This window comes from Sphaerimonospora mesophila, from assembly GCF_001417795.1.
In the GTDB taxonomy this organism is placed as follows: Bacteria; Actinomycetota; Actinomycetes; order Streptosporangiales; family Streptosporangiaceae; genus Sphaerimonospora; species Sphaerimonospora mesophila.
Genome location: NZ_BCBX01000030.1, coordinates 598,556 through 619,061, shown reverse-complemented (window position 1 = coordinate 619,061; position 20,506 = coordinate 598,556). Strand labels below are relative to the sequence as shown.

The following is a 20,506-nucleotide window of genomic DNA, read 5'->3' as shown; positions in this document are numbered from 1 at the left end:
TTCAGACGGATCGAATGCCCTTACTCGGAGACGGCCGTCGCCACCCGGGCGAAGGAACCGAGCCGGGCCGACGTCGCGGTGTCGAGGTATTCGGCGAGGTCGAGGTGGTCGAAGCCGGGCGGCACGAGGTCGGCACGCTCCGGAAAGGCGGTGGTCACGGGCTTGGTCGCGTCGAAGCCCAGCTTCGCGGTCACCACGTCCGGCCGGTCGGCCGAGCCGAGCCGCGTGGCGCTGGGATCCATCTTGATGCCCTTCGCGTGATCAAGGCGGACGAGGTCCCGATCGGCCTGGAACCGGACGTTGAGCGCCCACAGCACCTCCCGATCGTCGAAGACGTCGACGTCCGGGTCGACGACGACGACATGCTTGAGGAAGTGGTCACGGGAGAACGCCGCGAGCAGCGCCTGCCTGCCGTCCGCCTCGTGCCGCTTCTCGATCGAGATATAAGCACTGAGCGAGCCGCCGTGGAAGGGAATGCGTACGTCGCGCACCGTCGGCACCGAGGCCCTGACCGCCTCCAGCAGGCGCGCCTCGCGGCCCGGGAAGAGCCACAGGCACCGGTGCTCGGCATGGGTGGGGTGCAGGTCGTTGAACAGCGCGTCGGCACGCCGGGTGACCGCGGTGATGGTGCACCGCGGCGCCCGTGCCGCCCCGTAGTAGTAGGTGAACTCCCCGAAGGGCCCCTCCTGGACGAGGTCGCGAGCATGGATGACGCCCTCCAGCACGATCTCGGCGTACGCCGGCACCTGGAGATCGACGCTGACGCCCTGCACGACGTCGAGCGGCCGGCCGAGCAGCGCACCGGTGACCTCGTGGGAGTCCACGTCGGTGCCGTGCTTGAGCTGTGAGCCGATGGCGTAGGCGGGGTGATGCCCGATGACGATGGCGATGGGCACGTCCTCGCCGCGTTCTGCGGCCCGGCTGATGATGCGGCCCAGATCGTGATCGGGCGCGGCGTTCACGCTGATGTGATTGCGGTCGAGCACCATCATCCGGTACATGCCGGTGTTGAGCTTGCCCGTCTCCTGGTCCCGCGCCAGGGTCACGCCCGAGGTGATGTAGCGGCCCGCGTCGTCTCGCGAGTGCACGCCGAAGGGCAGCGTGGTCAGATCGACGGCCTCGCCTCGCTCCACCACCTCGTGTACGGGTGCGGAGGCGACGGGGGAGGCCGGGATCGGGTGCCTGATCGCGTCCAGGGCGAAGCCGACGACCTCGCCCACGTCCTTGCCGAGAGCGAGCGCGATCCGCCGACGCGTGCCGTAGAGGCCGGCGACGACCGGCATCCCGCCGCCCTTCACCCGCTCGAAGCGCACGGCGGGCGCGCCGTACGGCTCCAGCGCCTTCACGACCGCCGACAGCTCGAACTCGGGGTCGACCTCGCGCTCGACCGTGATCAGGGCGCCCGGGTCGGCGGCCTCCAGGTCACGCAGGAAGCCGCGGAGGTCGGCCGGAGCGTGCGCCGTCTGGTCCGCGTTCACTGGACCTCCACCTCGGTGTAGCGGACGTCGCCGTGCGGCAGGAACGCCCCGTCGAGCACCAGGTCCTGGACCGCCTCCATCTCCGGCGCGAGCACCCGGTCGATGTCGAGGTAGGGCGCCTTGGCGCGGACGAGGTCGTACACCGGGCGGGTCCCCCGGGCGACCTCGCCCTTGGCCCGCAGGTCGACGCCCTGCGCGGCGCACAGCAGTTCGACGGCCACCACGTACGACGCGTTCACCGCCATGCGGTGGACCCGGATCGCGGCGTGCGTGGCCATGCTGACGTGGTCCTCCTGGCCGGCGGAGGTCGGAATGCTGTCCACGCTGTTCGGCGTGGCGAGCGCGCGGTTCTCGGCGACGAGGGCCGCCGACGTCACCTGCGCGAGCTGGTAACCGCAGTTGAGGCCGGCGTCCTCCACGAGGAACGGGGGGAGCCCGCTCATGCCCGCGTCGTTGAGCATCGCCGTACGGCGTTCCGACAGCGAACCGACCTCGCACAGCGCCAGCGCGATGATGTCGGCCGCGAACGCCACCGGCTGGCCGTGGAAGTTGCCCCCGGACAGGACCTCCCCGTCGTCGGGGAAGATCAGCGGGTTGTCCGAGACGGAGTTGGCCTCCCGCAGCAGGGTGGAGGCGGCGAACTCCAGCAGGTCGAAGGCGGCGCCCATCACCTGGGGCTGGCAGCGCATGCAGTAGGGGTCCTGCAGCCGGCGGCCCGGGAACTCCTTGGCGAGGATCGGGCTGCCGTCGACCAACCGGCTGAGCGCGGCGGCCACGCGGATCTGCCCCGGCTGCCGCCTGATCTGCTGGATCCGCGGGTCGAGCGCGGCCGGGCGGCCCGCGACGGCCTCGAGGCTGAGCGCACCCGCCGCCACTCCGGCGTTGAAGACGGCCTCGGCGGCGAAGAGCGCACGCAGCGCGAGCGCCGTCGACGCCTGCGTGCCGTTGATGAGGGCGACGCCCTCCTTCGGGCCGAGCACGATGGGCTCCACCCCGGCGATGCGCAGCCCCTCGGCGGCGTCCGTCTCCCGGCCGTGCACGCGGACCCGGCCCTCGCCGGTGAGCACCGCCGCCATGTGCGACAGGGGGGCGAGGTCGCCCGAAGCGCCCACCGAGCCCTGGGCCGGCACGCAGGGCAGCACGTCGGCGTTGAGCAGGGCCTGCAGTGCCTGCACGATCTCGCGGCGGGCCCCCGAGTGCCCCTGCGACAGGCAGACGAGCTTGACCAGCAGCATGGCGCGTACGACGTCGTCGGGCAGGAGCTCCCCGACCCCGGTCATGTGCGACATGATCAGGCGTCGCTGGAGTTCGAGCAGGTCGTCGGGGGAGATCTTGCGGTCGGCGAGTTTGCCGAAGCCGGTGTTCACCCCGTAGATGGTGTCGCCGCGCGCGATGGCGGTGTCGATCACCTCGCGCCCGCGGTCGACGCGGGCGAGGACGTCCTCGTCCACCTCCACCCGCACCGGTCCGGCGAACGGCAGCCGGAGCGTGTCGAGGTCGACTCCCCGTGACGAGATGCGCACGGTGGTACTCATGATCGATCCTTTCGTGGGGTCGGCGTCGTGTTGTCGGCCGGCGTGATCGGCGAGCGGCGCGTCCGGCGCGGTCGCTCAGTCATGGGGGCGGGGGTCGTGGGGGTGGACGGACCTGGGCTTGCCCTCCCAGCGGTGGACCAGCCCGGTGTCGAGGCCGAAGAGGTCGAGGACGCGCCCGACGGTCTCGTTGACGATGTCGTCCAGGGTCGTCGGCATCGTGTAGAAGCTCGGTGCGGGCAGGGCGATGATGCCGCCCATCTCGGTGACTGTGGCCATGTTGCGGATGTGGGTGAGCGTCAGCGGGGTCTCGCGCAGCAGGAGGACCACCCGGCGGCGTTCCTTGAGCGCCACGTCGGCCGCGCGGGTGAGCAGGGTGGTGGTGACCCCGGTGGCGATCTCCGCGAGGGTGCGGACGGAGCACGGCGCGATGAGCATGCCCATGGTCTGGAAGGACCCGCTCGACACCGGCGCCGCCACGTTGTTGATCGCGTGAGTCTCGGCGGCGAGCCCCCGAACCTCGCGCACGGACATCGGGGTCTCCATGGCGATGGTGAGCGCCGCCGCCTTCGACACCACCAGGTGCGTCTCGATCTGCTGCTTGGCGAGCTCCTCCAGCGCGCGGATGCCGTAGATCGCGCCGCTGGCGCCGGACATGCCGACGACCAGCCGCCGGGGTGCCTCGGCCGTGCCGTTCATCGTCCTCCCTCCGTCCTCGCGGGCCGGCGGGGGACGCGGACGTTCACGGCCTTGGTCTCGTAATAGCCGAGCAGCTCGTCCATGCATTCCTCCCGGCCGACCCCGCTGTTCTTGACGCCGCCGAACGGGGCGCCGAGGAAGTGGCGGTTGGCGTCGTTGACCCAGACGTATCCGGCTTCGAGCTCGTGCGCGGTCCGCAGGGCCAGGTCGACGTCCCGGCACCACACCGCCGCGCTGAGCCCCAGGTCGACGTCGTTGGCGAGGTGCAGCATCTCGTCGTGGTCCGACCACGACATGGCCGCGGCCACGGGCCCGAAGATCTCCTCCCGGGCGATGCGCATCCCCGGGGTCACCCCGGCGAAGAGGGTGGGTTCCAGGTAGTAGCCGCCGGACGGCACACCGTCCGGGATGCCGCCGCCGGTGAGCAGCTCGGCGCCCTCCTCGCAGCCGGAGGCGATGTACGCGCGCACGCGCTCCAACTGGTGCCGCGAGACCAGCGGGCCCATGTCGCTGGCCTCGTCGTAGGCCGGGCCGATGCGCAACCGGCGCAGCCGGTCGGCGAGCCGCGACACGAACGCGTCGTGGATCGACTCGTGCAGCAGCAGCCGCGAGGTGGACTGACAGGACTGGCCCTGGCTGACGGTGAAGCTCATGTTGGCCACGGCCGCGTCCACCGCTGCGTCGAGATCGACGTCGGGGAAGACGACCATCGCGTTCTTGCCGCCGAGCTCCGTGGTCAGATGTTTGATCTGCCCGCGTGCCCCAAGACGGGACTGGATCGCCAGTGCCGTCGGCAGGCTGCCGGTGAAGGCGATCCGCTTGACGTCGGGGTGCGTGACCAGGGCGTCCCCTGTGCCGGCGCCGCCCGCGACGATGTTGACCACTCCCGGGGGCAGGACGCCCTCCAGGATCCGGCCGATCGCCAGCGTCGCGAGCGGGGTCTGCGGCGCCGCCTTGATGACCATGGTGTTCCCCGCGAGGAGCGGGAAGATCATGCCGCCGAGGGCGAACAACGTGGGGTGGTTGAAGGCGATGATCTTGCCGACCACGCCGTACGGCGTACGCAGCGTGTAGGAGAGCGCGTCATCGACCGGCGTGGTCGCCTGGCCGGTCAGCGCGAACGCGTAGGACGGCCAGCGCTTGAGATAGCGCAGGGCCAGGGTGATGTCCCGGCGCGCGGCGGACAGCGGGTTGCCGCTGTTCACCGAGTCGAGGAGCGCGAGCTTCTCGCCCTGGGCGCGCAACTCGGCGGCCACCCGCTCCAGCGTGTCGGCGCGCGCCTCGAGGCCGGCGGCAGACCAGGCCGGCTGAGCTTGGCGCGCGGCCTCGACCGCGGCGTCCACCTCGGCCGGCGACGCCTCGGGCACCGCGGCGAGAACCTCTCCGGTCGACGGGTCGTACGCGGGAAACGTGGTGCTCGAGGCGCTCCACTCCCCGGCCACGAACGACTTGGGTCGCGCGTCGGACCAGAAGTGGTCGAGCGCCGCCCTGACACCGGACATGCCGGCTCCTTCCTGGTGCTGATCGGCTCAACCGTTGACGGTGGTGACGAGCGTGTCGTCCAACCGGCGCAGGCGTGAGTAGGTGGACATGTGGATGTCGCGAGCGGTGTGCTCTCCGGTGACGACCAGGGGGGCGTCGTCGAGGTCCCGGCCTGACTGCGCCGCGTCGATGAGGGCGGCCATCAGCACCCCGACGAGCGGCGCGGTCTTGAACTGGTTCCCGCTGGTGCCGATGGCCACGTAGAACCCGCCGAGATCGGTGCGGTCGTAGATCGGCTGCCAGTCGTCGGTGATGTCGTACAGCCCCGCCACCCCGGTGGGCCGGGAGGGAATCCGCAGGTCCGGCACGCGTTGGGCGAGCCGCAGGATGTGCCGGTCCCAGACCGACCGGGTGACGGCGGGATCGTGGCGGTCGGGATCGGCCACCTCGACCACGGGGTCGCAGGCCGCGCCGTTGCCGCCGACGAGGATCGTGTTGCCCGACTCGGGGCGGAAGTTGATGCCGAGATCACCGTCGACCACGTGCAGGCCTTGGGTGAGGAAGTCCACCCCCGGCGGGGCGGGGACCTGGTGGAGCTCCTGCCTGATCGGGCGGGAGCGCACCCGCATGCCCTCCTCCACCCCCGCCATCCGGTTGAGCAGCGCGGAGTGCGGTCCGGCGGCGTTGACGATCACGGGGGTGTCGATCCTGCGTCCGTCCGCGAGGGTGAGGCCGATCACCCGATCGCCCCGCCGGCGGATCTCGACCACCGTGGTGCGCAGGGCGCACTCGGCGCCGGCGAGTCGCGCGGCGGCCATGAGGTTCTGCGCCGCGAGCGCCGGGTCGGCGACGAACCCGGAGGAGGGCGTGTACAGGGCTCCGGTGATCGAGGTGTCCGGGTCACGGCCGAACTCCTCGTCCTCGGGCAGGGCGGGCGGGCCGAAGGCGCGCAGGTCGAAGAACGGCAGACGCTCGGCGAGCTGCTCGGGGGTCCAGCGCTCGTGCGGCTCGCCCAGCGACGCCATGGTCGCCGCGGCGCGCTCTCCGTAGCCGGACCCGTCGTCGAAGATCACCGAACCGCATCGCTGGAAGACCGCGAGCCGCTCTCCGGCCGGCAACCGGACGAAGTCGGCCCAGTTCTCCCAGTACGGCAACGCCTCGGCTGCCAGCACGACGGCGTCCCGCGACGACGCGTGAACGCGGAGGATGCCCGCCGATGCGCTGGTCGATCCGTGCCCGGGCATCCCTTCCCGGTCGATGTTGAGCGTTCGCCAGCCGGCGCGGGAGAGCGCCAGCGCGATGGCCGCGCCGATGACCCCGGCGCCGACGATCACCGCGTCGTAGGTGCGCCGCGTCGATGTCTCGACATCTTCCAGGACCATCAGGGCTCCTCGTCATCAACGGTTGGGGTCGGGTGCGAGCGAAGATCGTACTTCCACTAGGCAGTAGTAGATTCCGTCACGTGGTAGTGCTATCACATGGCATCGGCCCCTGGGAAGACGTCAATCGGGTCGATTTATGGCGATCACGCCGCCGGGGCTTTGCCGGGGTCTCGCCTCGTTGATCGGTTCTTTGCCTGGTCAACGATCAGTTCCGCGCGAGCGCCGCCGTTTGCCGCTTCCGAACTAATTTTTTTCTGGCACTAGCCATCCGGCTATGGCGTGGCTAACATCTTGCCACACGGCGGGAGAGCATGCCGTACATCGGGAATCTGTGACTGTGCCGCGACCCGCGGCGTATGGGAGCCGGGGCCGGGGAGGCCCTGCCGGCCCGAGCGCCTGTCGCGGCACAGAGACCGTAATCACCGGAATTCGCTGTGGTCAGCTTCAGATCTATGGGCGCGTTCAAGGGGACGGCTCAGCGCGAAGGGAGAACCGCGAGATGGATGTGCCGCACAAATATGGCCGGTGTCGGCGGGTGAACCGCCGGGCTCTCGGCGTCGCGATGGTGGCGGTCACCGCGCTGCTCGCCGGCTGCGGATCCAACGGCTCGGAGACCTCCGCCGCGCCTGCCGCGTCAGGAGCCCAGGCGGCCGCGGACGGCTCCGGCCTGAACGGCCTGCTGCCTGCCGAGGTCCGTGAACGCGGCTACATCACCGTCGCCGGCGATGCCTCCTATCCGCCGATCGCGTCGATGGACACCGACGGCAAGACCATGGTCGGGGTCGATCCCGACATGGCGGCCGCGCTGGGGGAGAAACTCGGCATCGAACTCCGCGAGATGAACTCCGCGTTCGATTCGATCATCCCGGGGCTCGCCGGCGGGAAGTTCGACGCGGCGATGTCGTGGATCAACGACACCGAGGAGCGGCGTAAGGTCGTCGACTTCATCGACTACAGCATGGACGGCTCCTCGATGTTCGTGCCGGCCGGTGCCGCGAACCGGCCGGAAACGCTCGACGACATCTGCGGGCTGCGCGTCGCCCTGCAGAAGGGAACGGTGCAGCACACCGACGCGGAAAAGCAGAGCGAGAAGTGCGAGCAGGACGGCAAGAAGCCGGTCGACGTGCAGGTCTTCCCCGACCAGATCGCGGCGAACATGGCGCTGTCCTCCGGCCGCGCCGATCTCTCGATCGCGGACACCCCGGTCGCCTCCTGGCAGGTGCAGCAGTCCAACGGCAAGTTCGAGCTGTCGGGGGTGCCGTACGGGAAGGTCTACCACGGCATGGCGCTGCCGAAGGACAGCGGGCTGCTCCAGCCCTTCGCCCAGGCTTTCAAGGCGATCATGGAGGACGGCACCTACCAGGAAATCCTCAAAAAGTGGAACCTGTCGGATGCGGCGATTCCCGCCCCGCTCATCAACGGCGAACCCCTCGCAGGCTGAGCACCGTGGCGAGTGAAGACGGATGCGGAGTAGACGATGCCGGTGCAAGCGAGTGACCAGGCGAGTGGTCGTTCCCAGATGAACCCGATCCCCTTCGACGAGGCGCCCATCATCGTGCCCGAGAGGAAACCGGGACGCTGGGTCGCCGCGGCACTGGTCCTGGTCGTGGCGGCCATGGTGGTCAACACCGTGCTGACCAACGAGCGGTTCCAGTGGGACGTGGTCTTCGAGTACTTCCTGTCCGACCGCATCCTGGCCGGCCTCGGGAACACCCTGAACCTGACCCTGGTGTCCATGACCATCGGGATCGCCGGAGGGCTGGTCCTGGCGCTGATGCGGCTCTCCGGCAACCCGGTGCTCTCCAGTACGGCGAGTGCGTACATCTGGCTCTTCCGGGGCACGCCCCTCTTCGTCCAGTTGCTGTTCTGGGGATCGATCTCCGCGCTCTACCCCCGGCTGTCGATCGGCGTGCCGTTCGGCGTGGAGTTCGCCACCTTCTCCGCCAACGACCTGATCTCTCCCTATACCGCGGCGATCCTGGGGCTGGGCCTGAACGAGGCGGCCTACATGGCCGAGATCATGCGGTCGGGCATCAGCTCGGTGGAACGTGGTCAGACCGAGGCGGCCTACGCACTGGGGATGAGGCGCGCGACCACGACCTGGCGCATCGTTCTCCCGCAGGCCATGCGGGTGATCATCCCGCCCACCGGGAACCAGCTGATCGGCATGCTGAAGATGTCGGCGATGGTGGCCGTGCTGGCCTATCCCGAGCTGCTGTATTCGGCCCAGCTCATTTACGCGGTGAACTACCAGACCATTCCTCTCCTCATCACCGCCTCGCTCTGGTACCTGATCGTCACGACCGTGCTGTCGGTCGGTCAGCACTTCCTCGAACGTCATTACCAGAGATCGGACGGGGGACGCCGTGCCAAGGAGTGACGATGACCGCGATTGAACCAGTAGGAACGGCTGCACGAGGGGGTTGCGGGTGGAGCGCACCATAGAGAACGAGAGCACGTCGGCGCCCGCGGTCCAGGTCGTGAACCTCACCAAGGCGTTTCACCAGACGCCGGTGCTGAAAGGCGTGAACCTCGAGGTGGCCGGCGGCGAGGTCTGCTGTGTGCTCGGCCGGTCCGGGTCCGGCAAGTCGACGCTGCTGCGCTGCATGAATCTGCTCGAGAGCTTCGACTCCGGCCGGATCATCGTCAACGGCGAGCTCATGGGTTACCGCGAAAAGGGCCGGCGGTTGTACACCCTGAAATTCGCCGAGATCGCCCGGCAGCGCAGTTCGATCGGCATGGTCTTCCAGCGCTTCAACCTGTTCGCCCACATGACGGCTCTGGAGAACGTCATGGAGGCGCCCGTCAGGGTGCGCAGGCTGCCCAAGGCGGAGGCGCGGGAGCGGGGCATGGCGATGCTCGAGCGTGTCGGTCTCGCGAACAGGGCGTCGGCGTATCCGTCCCAGCTTTCCGGCGGACAGCAGCAGCGCGTGGCGATCGCCCGGGCGCTGGCGATGGACCCGAAGGTGATGCTCTTCGATGAGCCCACCTCGGCGCTGGACCCGGAGTTGGTCGGGGAGGTCCTCGGGGTGATGCGGCAGCTGGCCGCCGACGGTATGACGATGATCGTGGTGACCCACGAAATCGCCTTCGCCCGCGAGGTCGCCGACACCGCCGTTTTCATCGACGCCGGTCTGGCCGTCGAACACGGCCCGGCCCGTCAGGTGCTGTCGCAGCCGGAGCATCCCAGCACCCGGGCTTTCCTGGAGAGAGTCCTGAAATAGGCCCCCCGGTTTCTGGCTTTCCCGCTTTTCCGCTTTCGCCGTAGGACCCCGGGGTCACCGCCCGCGGGTTCTCGAGCCCCGCATACCGGCGTATGCGGGGGATAGGACGAGGGTCGCGTACGTTGATATGTTTGCCAGTCGGGAAGCATGCGCGACTCGGCGACTCGGCCTGGTGAAAGCGGTGCGGGATACGTGTGGGTCCGGACGGCGGCGCGGTGAGCGGTCACCCGTGACCAGGTCGATTCATCTGTCGGGAAAGACGAGGGCAAATGTCCGAAAGTGCCGAGCCAACAGCGATACGTACTGTTGAACGTGCGCTTCGCCTCGCTCACATCGTCGCCACCAGTTCTGGCGGCCTAACTCTCACCGCCGCGGCACGAGAGGCCGATCTGGCTCTGAGCACCACCGCGCGCCTGTTGAAGGCGCTCGAGGTGTCGGGTTTCGTCTGGCGGGACTCCTCCAGCCTCTACCATGCCGGGCCGCGGATGCTCCAGGCGGGCGCCATCGCCCTCGGCAACCTGCCGATTTACAAGGTCGCCGAGCCGCACCTAAGAGATCTCGCCGACTTCACCGGTGAGACCGCGTACCTGGTCGTCCCCGAAGGCGACGACCACGCGCTCTACCTGCGTCAGGTGGAGAGCCCCCGCGCCATCCGGCACGCGACATGGGCGGGGCGGGCGATCCCCACGATCGGCACCGCCGTGGGGGCCGCGTTGAAGGGGCGGCTCACCGCCGGCGGTTTCACGACGTCCCGCGGGACCACGGTCGAGCCGGAGGCGGCGGCCGCCGCCGCACCCGTACACGACTCGACCGGGTCCATCGTGGCGGCCCTCAGCATCATCGGGCCGTCCTTCCGCATCAGCGACGAAGACCTGCAGACCTTCGCCAGGGCGGTGGCCAAGCACGCCCAGTCGCTCTCGGCCGAGCTCGGCTTCTCCGGGGCCCTGCGCTGAGGACCGGCCGTTGGGGCCCTGCGCCGGCCGGCCGTCCCCTGGCGTGGCCTTGACGCTCGGCCCTTGGCGTACCGCGCTCAGCCTTCGGCGTATTGGGAGAGGAAAAGGGCCTCGGCGGTGATGACGCGCCGCAGTTCGTCCAGCACCACCCGCTCGTTGGGCGCGTGGATGGACGCGTGGTCGTCCTCGGCGCCGTAGAGGAGGATCTCGGCCTCGGGGAAGAGCCGGGCGAGCGAGGCGACCAGCGGGATCGAGCCGCCCTGGCCGACCTCGCGCGGCGCCTGGCCGAACGCGCGCGCCATCGCACGGCTGACGGCGGCGCGTGCCGGGCCCCCGGCGCCCGCGCGGAATCCGGTGCCCGTGGCGAAGTCGCCGAACGACACCTGGACACCCCACGGGGCGATCTTCCTGAGGAAACCGGTCACGTCGTCGAGCGCGGTCTTCGCGTCCCCTGACGGAGGGACGCGGATCGTGACCCGGGCCCGCGCCACCGCCTGGACCGCGTTGATCGCGCCCTGCACGCTGGGCACGTCGAGCCCGGTCACGGTGATGGCGTAGGACGCCCAGAGGCGGTCGGCCACGCTGCCCGTGCCGACGAGCGACACCCCGTCGAGCACGCCGGCCGTGGCGCGCAGTTCCTCCTCCGAGGAGCCCTGGCCGGGGAAGGTGCCGCGGGCCAGGCCGGGCACGCACACGTCGCCGGCTTCGTCGTGCATCGCGGTGAGCATGCGCATGAGCGCGGCGAGCGCGTCGGGGGCGGCGCCGCCGAACGCGCCGCTGTGGACCGACTCGGCCAGCGTTCTGACCTCGACGGTGAACGCCGCCATGCCGCGCAGCGACGTCGTCAGCGTGGGGTCGCCGATGTACGGGTTGCCCACGTCGGCGATGACCATCGCGTCGGCGCGCACCAGCTCGGGATCGGTCTCGATGAAGTGCTCCAGCTGCTCCCCGGCGTACTCCTCCTGGCCCTCGATGATGACCTTGACGCCGACCGGGAACCGGCCCTGGAAGGCGCGCAGCGCCGCCACGTGGGTGATCACGCCGCTCTTGTCGTCGGCGGCGCCTCTGCCGTACAGCACACCGTCGATCCTGGTCGGCTCGAACGGCGGCGTCTTCCACAGCGCCGGATCACCGGCGGGCTGCACGTCGTAGTGCGCGTAGAGCAGCACGGTGGGCGCCCCGGGCGGGGCCGGGGCCTCGCCGTAGACGGCGGGGAAGCTGCCCTCGATCGGGATCTGCCGGACGTGCGGGAGGCCGGTCGAGCGCAGCAGCTGTTCGGTCAGCGCCGCCGCCTCGAGGACCGGGGCCTCCGGGTGGCCGGGAAATGCGACGGACGGGATGGCGACGAGCCGTTCGAGATCCTCGACCGTCTGCGGCATTCCCGCGTCGACCGCTGCTTCGATCTCCTCAGGTGTCACGGCGTCTCTCCGGAGGTGGGTGGTGTTCGATCATGTGCCGCCTGGCGGTCCAACCCATTGGATCACACCACGTGGACCTCGGGAGACCGGCCCCGGATGCGGGTGGCCGCCGGTGGATCGTGTGTAGATCAATGTTGACGGATTTCGTTGTCGTTGCAGGACGACATCGCGGATTCCGAGGTGTTTTCACAATGACGCCACGTAATCACTTGGCAAAACCTTGCAAGACGGGCAAACTGGGTAGAGCACCGATCACATAGGGAAGGTTGCGATGACCCGCGTTCTTAAGGCCGCGCAGGACAATCTCTGGATGCACTTCACCCGTCACGGCGCTTACGACGGGTCGGACGTGCCGATGATCGTCCGAGGTGAGGGCGCGTACGTCTACGACATCAACGGCAAGCGTTACCTCGACGGTCTGGCGGGTCTGTTCGTGGTCCAGGTCGGCCACGGCCGCGTCGAGCTCGCCGAGGCCGCCGCGAAGCAGGCCCAGGAGCTCGCGTTCTTCCCGCTGTGGTCCTACGCGCATCCCAAGGCGGCGGAGCTGGCCGAGAGGCTGGCCGGGCTCACCCCCGGCGACCTCAACCGGGTCTTCTTCACCACCGGTGGCGGCGAGGCCGTGGAATCGGCGTGGAAGCTCGCCAAGCAGTACTTCAAGCTTCGCGGCAAGCCGCTGAAGACCAAGGTGGTCAGCAGGTCCATCGCCTACCACGGCACCACCCAGGGCGCGCTGTCCATCACCGGCATCCCCGGACTCAAGCAGGACTTCGAGCCGCTGGTGCCCGGTGCGGTCAAGGCGCCCAACACCAACCTCTACCGGGCCGACGAGATCTCGGGTTTCGACGGTCTGGAAAAGGACGCCGAGGCGTTCGGCCGCTGGGCGGCCGACCAGGTCGGCAAGGCCATCGAGATGGAGGGCCCGGACACCGTGGCCGCCGTCTTCGTCGAGCCAGTGCAGAACTCCGGGGGATGCTTCCCGCCGCCGCCCGGATACTTCCAGCGGCTGCGGGAGATCTGCGACGCCTACGACGTGCTGCTGGTCTCCGACGAGGTCATCTGCGCGTTCGGCCGGCTCGGCACGATGTTCGGCGGGCAGAAGTTCGACTACGTGCCGGACATCATCACCTGTGCCAAGGGACTGACCAGCGGATACGCGCCGATCGGCGCCATGATCGTCTCAGACCGGCTGTTCGAGCCGTTCCGGCACGGCACGACGGTCTTCGCGCACGGGTACACGTTCGGCGGTCACCCGGTGTCGTCCGCGGTGGCCCTGGCGAACCTCGACATCTTCGAGCGTGAGGATCTGCTCGGCCACGTGACCGCCAACGAGCCGGTCTTCCGCGCCACGCTGGAGAGGCTGCGCGACCTGCCGATCGTCGGCGACGTCCGCGGGTCGGGCTACTTCTACGGCATCGAACTGGTCAAGGACAAGTCAACCAAGCAGACGTTCAACGAGGAGGAGTCCGAGCGGCTGCTGCGCGGCTTCCTGTCCAAGGCGTTGTACGACGCCGGGCTCTACTGCCGCGCCGACGACCGGGGCGACCCGGTCGTCCAGCTCGCCCCGCCACTGATCTGCGGGCCCAAGGAGTTCGACGAGATCGAGTCGATTCTCCGTTCCGTTCTCACCGAGGCCTGGACCCGCCTCTGACGGTTTACCCTCGTACGGCTGCGCCTACCGGCGCGCGGACTTTGCCGAGCACCGTGTGAAAGGACCCTTTCCATGAAGATCGGTGTGCCTACCGAGGTCAAGAGCCACGAGAACCGGGTCGCCGCGACACCCGCAGGCGTCCACGAGCTAGTCCGCAGGGGCCATTCCGTCAGCGTCCAGAAGGGCGCGGGACTCGGATCCCACATAACCGACGAGGAGTACCTGGCCGCCGGAGCCGAGATCGAGGAGAACGCCGACAGCGTCTGGGCCGAGGCCGAGCTGGTTCTCAAGGTCAAGGAGCCGGTGGCCGAGGAGTATCACCGGCTCCGCGAGAACCAGGTGCTGTTCACCTACCTCCACCTCGCGGCGTCCCGCCCTTGCACCGACGCGCTGCTGTCGGCCGGGACCACCGCCATCGCGTACGAAACCGTGCAGGCCGGCGGCACGCTGCCGCTGCTCGCCCCGATGTCGGAGGTGGCGGGCCGTCTCGCCCCGCAGGTCGGCGCGTACAACCTCATGCGCGTCAACGGAGGCCGCGGAGTGCTGCCGGGTGGGGTGCCCGGCGTCTCCCCGGCCAAGGTCGTCGTCATCGGCGCCGGCGTCTCCGGGTTCAACGCGGCCCAGGTCGCCGTAGGGATGGGCGCCGAGGTCACGATCCTCGACGTCAACATCGACAGACTGCGGCACATCGACGCCATCTACCAGGGCCGCATGAAGACGCTCGTGTCGACCTCCTACGCCATAGAGCGGGCCGTGCTCGAGGCTGATCTGGTCGTCGGCGCCGTGCTCATTCCAGGGGCCAAGGCTCCGACGCTCGTCTCCGACGAGCTGGTCTCCCGGATGAGGCCGGGCGCCGTTTTCGTCGACATCGCGATCGACCAGGGCGGCTGCTTCGAGGACTCCCACCCCACCACCCACGACCAGCCGACCTTCCCGGTGCACGGCGCCGTCTTCTACTGTGTCGCCAACATGCCGGGTTCCGTCCCCAACACCTCCACGTACGCCCTGACCAACGCGACGCTGCCGTACGTGCTGAGACTGGCCGATCACGGCTGGCGCGACGCGCTGCTCGCCGACCCCGCGCTCCGGCTCGGGCTCAACACCCATGCCGGGGTGGTGACCAACGAGCCGGTCGCGGTGGCGCACAGGCTGGAGTTCACACCGGCCGACGTGGTCCTCGCCGCTTAGCGCATCGATCGGGCGACGGACACCGCTGAGGGGTCTCGGCCGCTTATCGGTTCCGGTCGCTGCGCCGGGAGGGAGCTCCGGTCCGCTGCCGGGCCCCGCCGAGCGGGGCCCGGCATGCGGTCCTCGCCCCCTCCCGCTCCGCTCCCTGCCACCTTGGCCGACGATCACTTGACCGACCCCTCCAGGTCGTCGTGTCCCCGGGGCGTCCATGGCCGGGACTCGCCCGTCTAGCGGAGGCCGAGTCCCCGGCGCAGGTCGCGCGCGGTCACCAGGACGTGCGCGACCTCGGCCGGGGTCGGCCAGGGCGCCGTGCCCGGATGCAGCAGGGTCGCCCGCACCGAGCAGAGGTGCTCGATCGCGGTGGTGTGCAGGCCGCTGGTCTCGGCCAGGCGGCGGATCGGGTCAGCCTGTTCCGGCAGCCCCCGGATGACGAGATCCCACGTGCCGATGATCTCGATCAGGTCATGCTCGCCGGGCGCGGGCGCACCCCGCCGGCCGGCGGCGAGCACCGCAAGCTCCGCGCGGGCCGACTGGTCCGGCTTGACCGGCCGGTCCCAGTACGGCGCGGGCGGATACAGCAACGGTTGCTCCCCGTGGGGGCAGTCGTGTGAGCGGGCCAGCACATCGCGCAGCTCGGCGGCGGCCCGGCGGTGCCCGCGCGCTGCGGCCATCCGGAACCAGTGCCGCGCGCCCATGAGGTCGCCATGCTCGGAGACCAGCAGCAGGCCCAGGTTGTAGGCGGCATCGGGATCGTCCGCGGCGGCGGCCAGGCCGAGCCAGTAGCCGGCCGCCGCCCGTTCGCCCATCTCCACGCAGACGAGGCCCGTCAGGCGCTGGCCCTCGACGTGCCCGGTGCGCGCGGCCAGTTCGAAGTACGTCCGCGCGGCGGAGAGGTCCCTCCTGGCCAGGGTGAGCCCGCCGAGGCGGCAGGCGGCGCCGGGGTGATCCGCCCGGGCCCTGATCGCGAGCCGATAGGACTCTTCCGCGCGATCGTCGTTGCCCATCGCCTGCATCAACAGGCCCAGATGGTAGGCGCCCTCGGCGTGGCCGCCCCGGGCGGCGTACTCCCACCAGTGACCCGCCTCGGCCTCGTCGCCCGCCGCGTAACCGAGGACCCCGAGGTCGTGTGCGGACCGCAGGTCGCCCTCCAGCGCCGCCTTCGTGTGCCAGTGGCGGGCACCGGTGAGCTGCCCCTCGTCCTCGCTCAGCAGCGCGAGCCGCCGGGCCGCTCCGGCCGCGCCGTTCTCCGCCGCCATCTCGAGCCAGCGCCGTGCGGCCGGCACGTCGCCCCGCCGGTCCAGCAGGAGGACGGCCAGTTTGACCGCGGCCTCGGCGTCACCGGTCCCGGCCGCCTTCTCGTACCAGCCGATCGCCTCCTCCGGCGTCCCATGCCGCTGGTGCCAGACCCCCAGGTTGAAGGCGCTGTCGACGTTCCCCACCCGGGCGGCCCGCTCCCACCAGTGCCTGGCCGCCCACCGGTCTCCACGCTCGGCGCACCGGCGGCCGAGGCGGTGGGCCGCGTCCGGGTCGCCGCCCTGGGCCGCGGCGAGCAGGGACTCCTCGACCGGGTCCAGGGGCCGTACCCTCCGGGACGCGTTCGGGGCGGGGCGTACGCCCCGGGATGCTTCCGGGACCTGGATGCCCCGGAGCCGGATGTCCGGCTGTGCCGGAGCGGCCTCGGTGGTTCCCACGAAAGTCATGGGAGACAGCGTGACATGTAATCCGGTCGTCACGGAGCGTTATTTCAAAGTCCTTTGGCCCGCAGGAATCTTCTCGAACGCGATGAAACCGACATACATCCCCATGCCGCAGGCGTAGCGAAGCCGCCCCGGTTCGCGTGGCTCGAGCCGTACCGACTGCCGGCCGGTGACGGGCAGCACCAGGTCACGGCCGTCGATGGAGAGCGTGCGAGTGCAGCCGTGGTTGTCGTGGGAGCGGAACACGATCTCGGTCGGGCGGTCCGCGACGGCACGGACGACGCCGGGGCGGAACCCGTCGGCGGTCGCCCAGATCGTGAGGTGCTGGACGCCGTCGGGTCCCTGGCGGGCGAACGTGGCGGATGCGGCGGCCGGGCCGAGATCGGGCAGCCATCCGCCCAGCCGGAGCCCCGACCCGACCGTGAAGATTCCGGCCGCGAGGGCGGCGACACCGGCCAGCATGGTCAGCGGGCCCGGCCGCCTCCCGGCGACCCGGCGCAGCAGCAGTCCCAGCGCGGCGAAGGCGGGCACCGTTCCGACGGCGAACCCCCCGAGAACCGCCGCGCCGCCCAGGGCGCTTCCCGTGGAGACCGCCACGATCTCCATGCTGATCGTCACCCCGCAGGGAACGAGGATCGTGGCGAGCCCGAGGGCGATGGCCCGGAGGACCCCCGCTGGTTCTCCCGGTTTCGTCGCCCCGCGCGTCACGCGTGCAGAACGATGTGCACAATCGTGTGCCGAACCTTGTGCCGAACCTTGTGTGGAACCGTCTGCCGAGCCGTCTGCCGAGCCGTGTGCAGAACCGCGTGCAGAACCGCGTGCAGAACCGCGTGCGGACCTGTCTGCCGAGCCGTGTGCGGAACCGCGTGTGGAACCGTCAGCCGAGCCGTCAGCCGATCCGTGTGCCGATCCGTGTGCCGATCCGTGTGACGCGCATCCCGAGGGGCGTCTGCCCGCGAAGAGCAGGCGTACGGCGAAGGCGAGCACCGCGATCCCGGCGGCGACGAGGAACACGGCCCTGGCCCGCGGACCGATCTGTACGGCCGAGCCCACCAGGCCGAGCAGCGCGCCGGCGGCGAGATGGGACAGCAGTCTCGCCGACAGGAACACCCCAACCACGGTCAGGTCGCGTCTCGATCCGCCGGAGAGCATCCGATCCGTGGTGGCCGGACATGTGCCGGTTTTATGGTTGATGTCGGTTTTACAGGTCGTGTCGGGTTCGGTGTCGGTGGGATGGCGGCAGGGGGGCGTCGCGGTCCTGTGCCGAGATGGGCCGACCAGGCCGATGAGCAGGCCGCCCTGTACGGCCGTGCATGATGCGGTGCCGGCGGCGAGACCCGCGGCGACTCCGCCGGCGAACAGGGCAGCCGGATCCATGTTCGCAACGTAACGTGGCCAATCGGGAGCGACCAGTAACATTTGCCTGGCTCCCCGGCAGGCGACTCATTCTCGACGGTGACAGGCCCGCCGGAGCCGCCTACCGGGGGGCAGGTCAGCGGGTGTCTCGAGCTGTCCGCTCATGCACCGCCGCGACCGTGCGCGCGGAGGGCGGCGATGAACCACTCGAAAGCGGGCACGCTCGGTTCGAACGGGGGTGTCCCGTTGATCACGCCCAGCAACTGCCAATAACGCTCCACCCGGCGGTCGGTGAACCGCTCCACCTGGTCTGCGAGCCGTACGCGCTCGTCTGCGGACAGGTTCGGATCGACCAAGCGGTCCAGCACCTCTCGCCCACGAGCCGAGTCGGGAGCGATACCCGCGGCCATGGCCGTACGAACCTGATCGAGAACTGCCGCAGGGTCGTAGGGCTGCTCTTCAGGGCTGTTCGCGCCGGTGTCCGTGCCGTGCGTGTCGGTGCGCGTGTCGTGCGTGTCGGTGTCCGTACCGTTCGTGCCGGTGTCCGCCCCCGCGACCGCCATCTCACGTGCGCGCCGCCGGAAGTCGGGGTCGGCGACGAGTTCGGCGAGTTCCATCCAGGCGTCCACCTGCTCTGCCGTGGGATCGTCGGGCAGCTCCGGTGGCAGCCGGCGCATACGGTCCGCGATGGCCGCGCCGGGCGCCTCCGGATCGGTGTCGGCGAAGACCTCGTCGACGAACTCATCGATGATCTGCCGTCGTTCCGCCGCCGAAAGTCGAGCCAGTTCGTGCATGAGCCTCATCTCCTCGGTGGTGCTTGCGCGTTCCGCGACCGACCGCAACACCGCTCGGCGCGCCCGGAGGATGCGGATCTCCGCGTCCAGGGCGGCGACGTGTGCGCGCGCGACCTCTGCCACGGTGGCCTGTCTGGCCAGCACCCGCTTGACCGTGGGCAGGTCGAGACCCAGCTCGCGCAGCGTACGGATCAGGTCCAGCCGCGCCACCGCTTCGGCGTCGTACAGCCGGTAGCCCCCGGCCGTACGTTCGGTCGGCGGAATCAGGCCGATGTCGGACCAGAAACGGATGGTGCGGACCGGCACGCCGGTCCGCCGCGCGAGCTGCCCGATGGTGAGCGGTTCGCCGCGGTCGTTCACGTCCAACAGCCTCCACCTTCCAGTAGCTGGAGACTCAAGTTGATTTTCCGCTCGATTCCACTTGGGTCTTCAGACGCCGGAACTTACCGCGTCCACCTTTCGCCGGAAGGGCTCCAACGGCCGGCCAGGAGGAACAGAGAGAGGGAGATGGGCCATGGCCGCGGAAGAAACTCGAAGCGACCATCCGGCGAGGGAGCCCCTCTTCGAAGCGACCGGCGGGGGAGCCCTCGGCGGCGGAGCTGGGGTGGGGAGTGGGCTGAGCGGTCACCCCACCGTTGTCGTCGTGTTGGTGGGGAGCACTCGCTCCCGACGCGGCGTGAACACCCGCGCGTTCGGAGATCCGTCACTTGCGGGCGTCCGATGGGCATCCGTTCAAGCCGGTTGTGCTCCGAGCGATGGTCGACGACCGTTCGGTCTCCGCTGTCGAAGCTAACGGTTGGGCTACCAGGGGTGATTGCGGAGTGTGAGGGGTTGTGTTCGATGGTGTGTTCGAGGTAGGGTTGGGGCAGACGTTGAGGGTGAGTTTTGCTGGCGGGCCGTTGTGGGGCCATTCGCCGAGTGCTGAGGTAGCCGTTTCCTGTCATGGGGAGTCCCGGTCGTGTGATCGGGGTGGACGTTGCTTTCGTCTCGGTGAGGGGGTGTCCGTGGTGGCCGTTCCGTTGTGTGAGCCGGTCTCGCCCGGTGAGTCGCCGGTGCTGTGTCTTTCGGTCGTGCCGGTGGGGGACGCCCCGGTGCCTGTTTCTGCTTCTGCTCCTGCTCCTGCTCCTGCTGTTGCGGCTGCCGGTGCTGGTGCCGGTGCCGGTCGTGGTGAGGGCGGGGTCGGTGGGGGTGTCACCGGTGTCGGTTCTGGCGGTCGTAACACTGCCGGTGTGGGCGCGCGGGGTGTGAATGAGCTGTGCGTGGATGGGGACGGTGGCCCTTCCGGTCCCGATGCCGATCCCGGTCCTGATGCCGCTCCCGATTCTGATGCCGATCCCGATTCTGATGCCGCTGCCGATTCTGGTGGCGCTCCTGACGGCCAGGGTTTTGGTGGCGGTCGTGTTCCGGATGGTGGTTGCGGTTCTGGTGGCGATGGTGTGGGGGATGGCGGGGTCGGGAGTGGGGTTTGGGCGGGGTGGCTGGATGGTGGGGGCGGGGTGCCGGTGCCGCTGCCGGAGGGGATGGCCGGGGCGGTGCCGGGGGCGGAGCTGGCGGTGGTGCTGGCCGGGGTGGATGTGCGGCGGGTGTCGGGGTTCGACACGGTGGAGGTGTTGAAGGCGGCCTACCGGCAGGTGTGTCATACCCGGGCCTGGTTC

The 20,506-nt window shown here is 69.9% G+C and carries 15 protein-coding genes; 6 read left to right on the top strand and 9 right to left on the bottom strand.

Annotation, left to right across the window (positions count from 1 at the left end; translation table 11 throughout):
- Positions 1-20 precede the first annotated feature (20 nt).
- From AP234_RS03125 to AP234_RS03105, 5 genes are all read right to left on the bottom strand, one after another.
- Positions 21-1,478 (bottom strand): UbiD family decarboxylase, encoded by a 1,458-nt coding sequence (locus tag AP234_RS03125; RefSeq protein ID WP_055477946.1) that lies wholly within the window; start codon positions 1,476-1,478, stop codon positions 21-23.
- A complete protein-coding gene (gene hutH, locus AP234_RS03120; RefSeq protein WP_063842743.1) occupies positions 1,475-3,013 on the bottom strand; it encodes a histidine ammonia-lyase in 1,539 nt (512 codons plus the stop codon). The genes AP234_RS03125 and hutH overlap by 4 nt, the downstream gene beginning before the upstream one ends.
- Before the next feature lie 75 nt (positions 3,014-3,088).
- Positions 3,089-3,709 (bottom strand): UbiX family flavin prenyltransferase, encoded by a 621-nt coding sequence (locus tag AP234_RS03115; protein ID WP_055477945.1) that lies wholly within the window; start codon positions 3,707-3,709, stop codon positions 3,089-3,091.
- A complete protein-coding gene (locus tag AP234_RS03110; protein ID WP_055477944.1) occupies positions 3,706-5,211 on the bottom strand; it encodes an aldehyde dehydrogenase family protein in 1,506 nt (501 codons plus the stop codon). Before AP234_RS03110 ends, AP234_RS03115 begins: the two co-directional genes overlap by 4 nt.
- 27 nt (positions 5,212-5,238) lie before the next feature.
- On the bottom strand, positions 5,239-6,573 hold the full coding sequence (locus AP234_RS03105) for an NAD(P)/FAD-dependent oxidoreductase (RefSeq protein WP_055477943.1): 1,335 nt from the start codon (positions 6,571-6,573) through the stop codon (positions 5,239-5,241).
- A gap of 535 nt (positions 6,574-7,108) precedes the next feature.
- Here AP234_RS03105 and AP234_RS03100 point away from each other — a divergent pair.
- The 4 genes from AP234_RS03100 to AP234_RS03085 all read left to right on the top strand — a co-directional run bounded on the left by AP234_RS03100 (position 7,109) and on the right by AP234_RS03085 (position 10,750).
- A complete protein-coding gene (locus AP234_RS03100) occupies positions 7,109-8,014 on the top strand; it encodes an ABC transporter substrate-binding protein (RefSeq protein WP_055477942.1) in 906 nt (301 codons plus the stop codon).
- Between the two features lie 78 nt (positions 8,015-8,092).
- Entirely contained in the window at positions 8,093-8,953 is an 861-nt protein-coding gene (locus tag AP234_RS03095) for an amino acid ABC transporter permease (RefSeq protein ID WP_055477941.1), read from the top strand.
- 49 nt (positions 8,954-9,002) lie between these two features.
- Positions 9,003-9,797: an amino acid ABC transporter ATP-binding protein gene (locus tag AP234_RS03090; RefSeq protein ID WP_055477940.1), complete on the top strand. Its 795-nt coding sequence runs from the start codon at positions 9,003-9,005 to the stop codon at positions 9,795-9,797.
- 269 nt (positions 9,798-10,066) lie between these two features.
- Entirely contained in the window at positions 10,067-10,750 is a 684-nt protein-coding gene (locus tag AP234_RS03085) for an IclR family transcriptional regulator domain-containing protein (RefSeq protein WP_083501712.1), read from the top strand.
- 77 nt (positions 10,751-10,827) lie between these two features.
- On the opposite strand, the gene AP234_RS03080 is transcribed toward AP234_RS03085, so the two are convergent.
- Positions 10,828-12,168 carry a M20/M25/M40 family metallo-hydrolase gene (locus AP234_RS03080; RefSeq protein WP_083501711.1) on the bottom strand — a complete coding sequence of 447 codons (1,341 nt, stop codon included), beginning with the start codon at positions 12,166-12,168 and terminating at the stop codon, positions 10,828-10,830.
- Positions 12,169-12,439: 271 nt separating this feature from the next.
- Here AP234_RS03080 and AP234_RS03075 point away from each other — a divergent pair, with 271 nt between their 5' ends.
- A complete protein-coding gene (locus AP234_RS03075) occupies positions 12,440-13,816 on the top strand; it encodes an aspartate aminotransferase family protein (protein ID WP_055477937.1) in 1,377 nt (458 codons plus the stop codon).
- A gap of 72 nt (positions 13,817-13,888) precedes the next feature.
- Positions 13,889-15,004 carry an alanine dehydrogenase gene (gene ald / locus AP234_RS03070; protein WP_055477936.1) on the top strand — a complete coding sequence of 372 codons (1,116 nt, stop codon included), beginning with the start codon at positions 13,889-13,891 and terminating at the stop codon, positions 15,002-15,004.
- A gap of 227 nt (positions 15,005-15,231) precedes the next feature.
- On the opposite strand, the gene AP234_RS03065 is transcribed toward ald, so the two are convergent.
- The 3 genes from AP234_RS03065 to AP234_RS03055 form a co-directional block, all read right to left on the bottom strand.
- On the bottom strand, positions 15,232-16,704 hold the full coding sequence (locus AP234_RS03065) for an SEL1-like repeat protein (RefSeq protein WP_055477935.1): 1,473 nt from the start codon (positions 16,702-16,704) through the stop codon (positions 15,232-15,234).
- 39 nt (positions 16,705-16,743) lie between these two features.
- On the bottom strand, positions 16,744-18,078 hold the full coding sequence (locus AP234_RS38350) for a sulfite exporter TauE/SafE family protein (RefSeq protein ID WP_235557925.1): 1,335 nt from the start codon (positions 18,076-18,078) through the stop codon (positions 16,744-16,746).
- 140 nt (positions 18,079-18,218) lie between these two features.
- Complete coding sequence (locus AP234_RS03055; protein ID WP_055478227.1) at positions 18,219-19,211, bottom strand: MerR family transcriptional regulator; 993 nt, start codon at positions 19,209-19,211, stop codon at positions 18,219-18,221.
- Positions 19,212-20,506 lie beyond the last annotated feature (1,295 nt).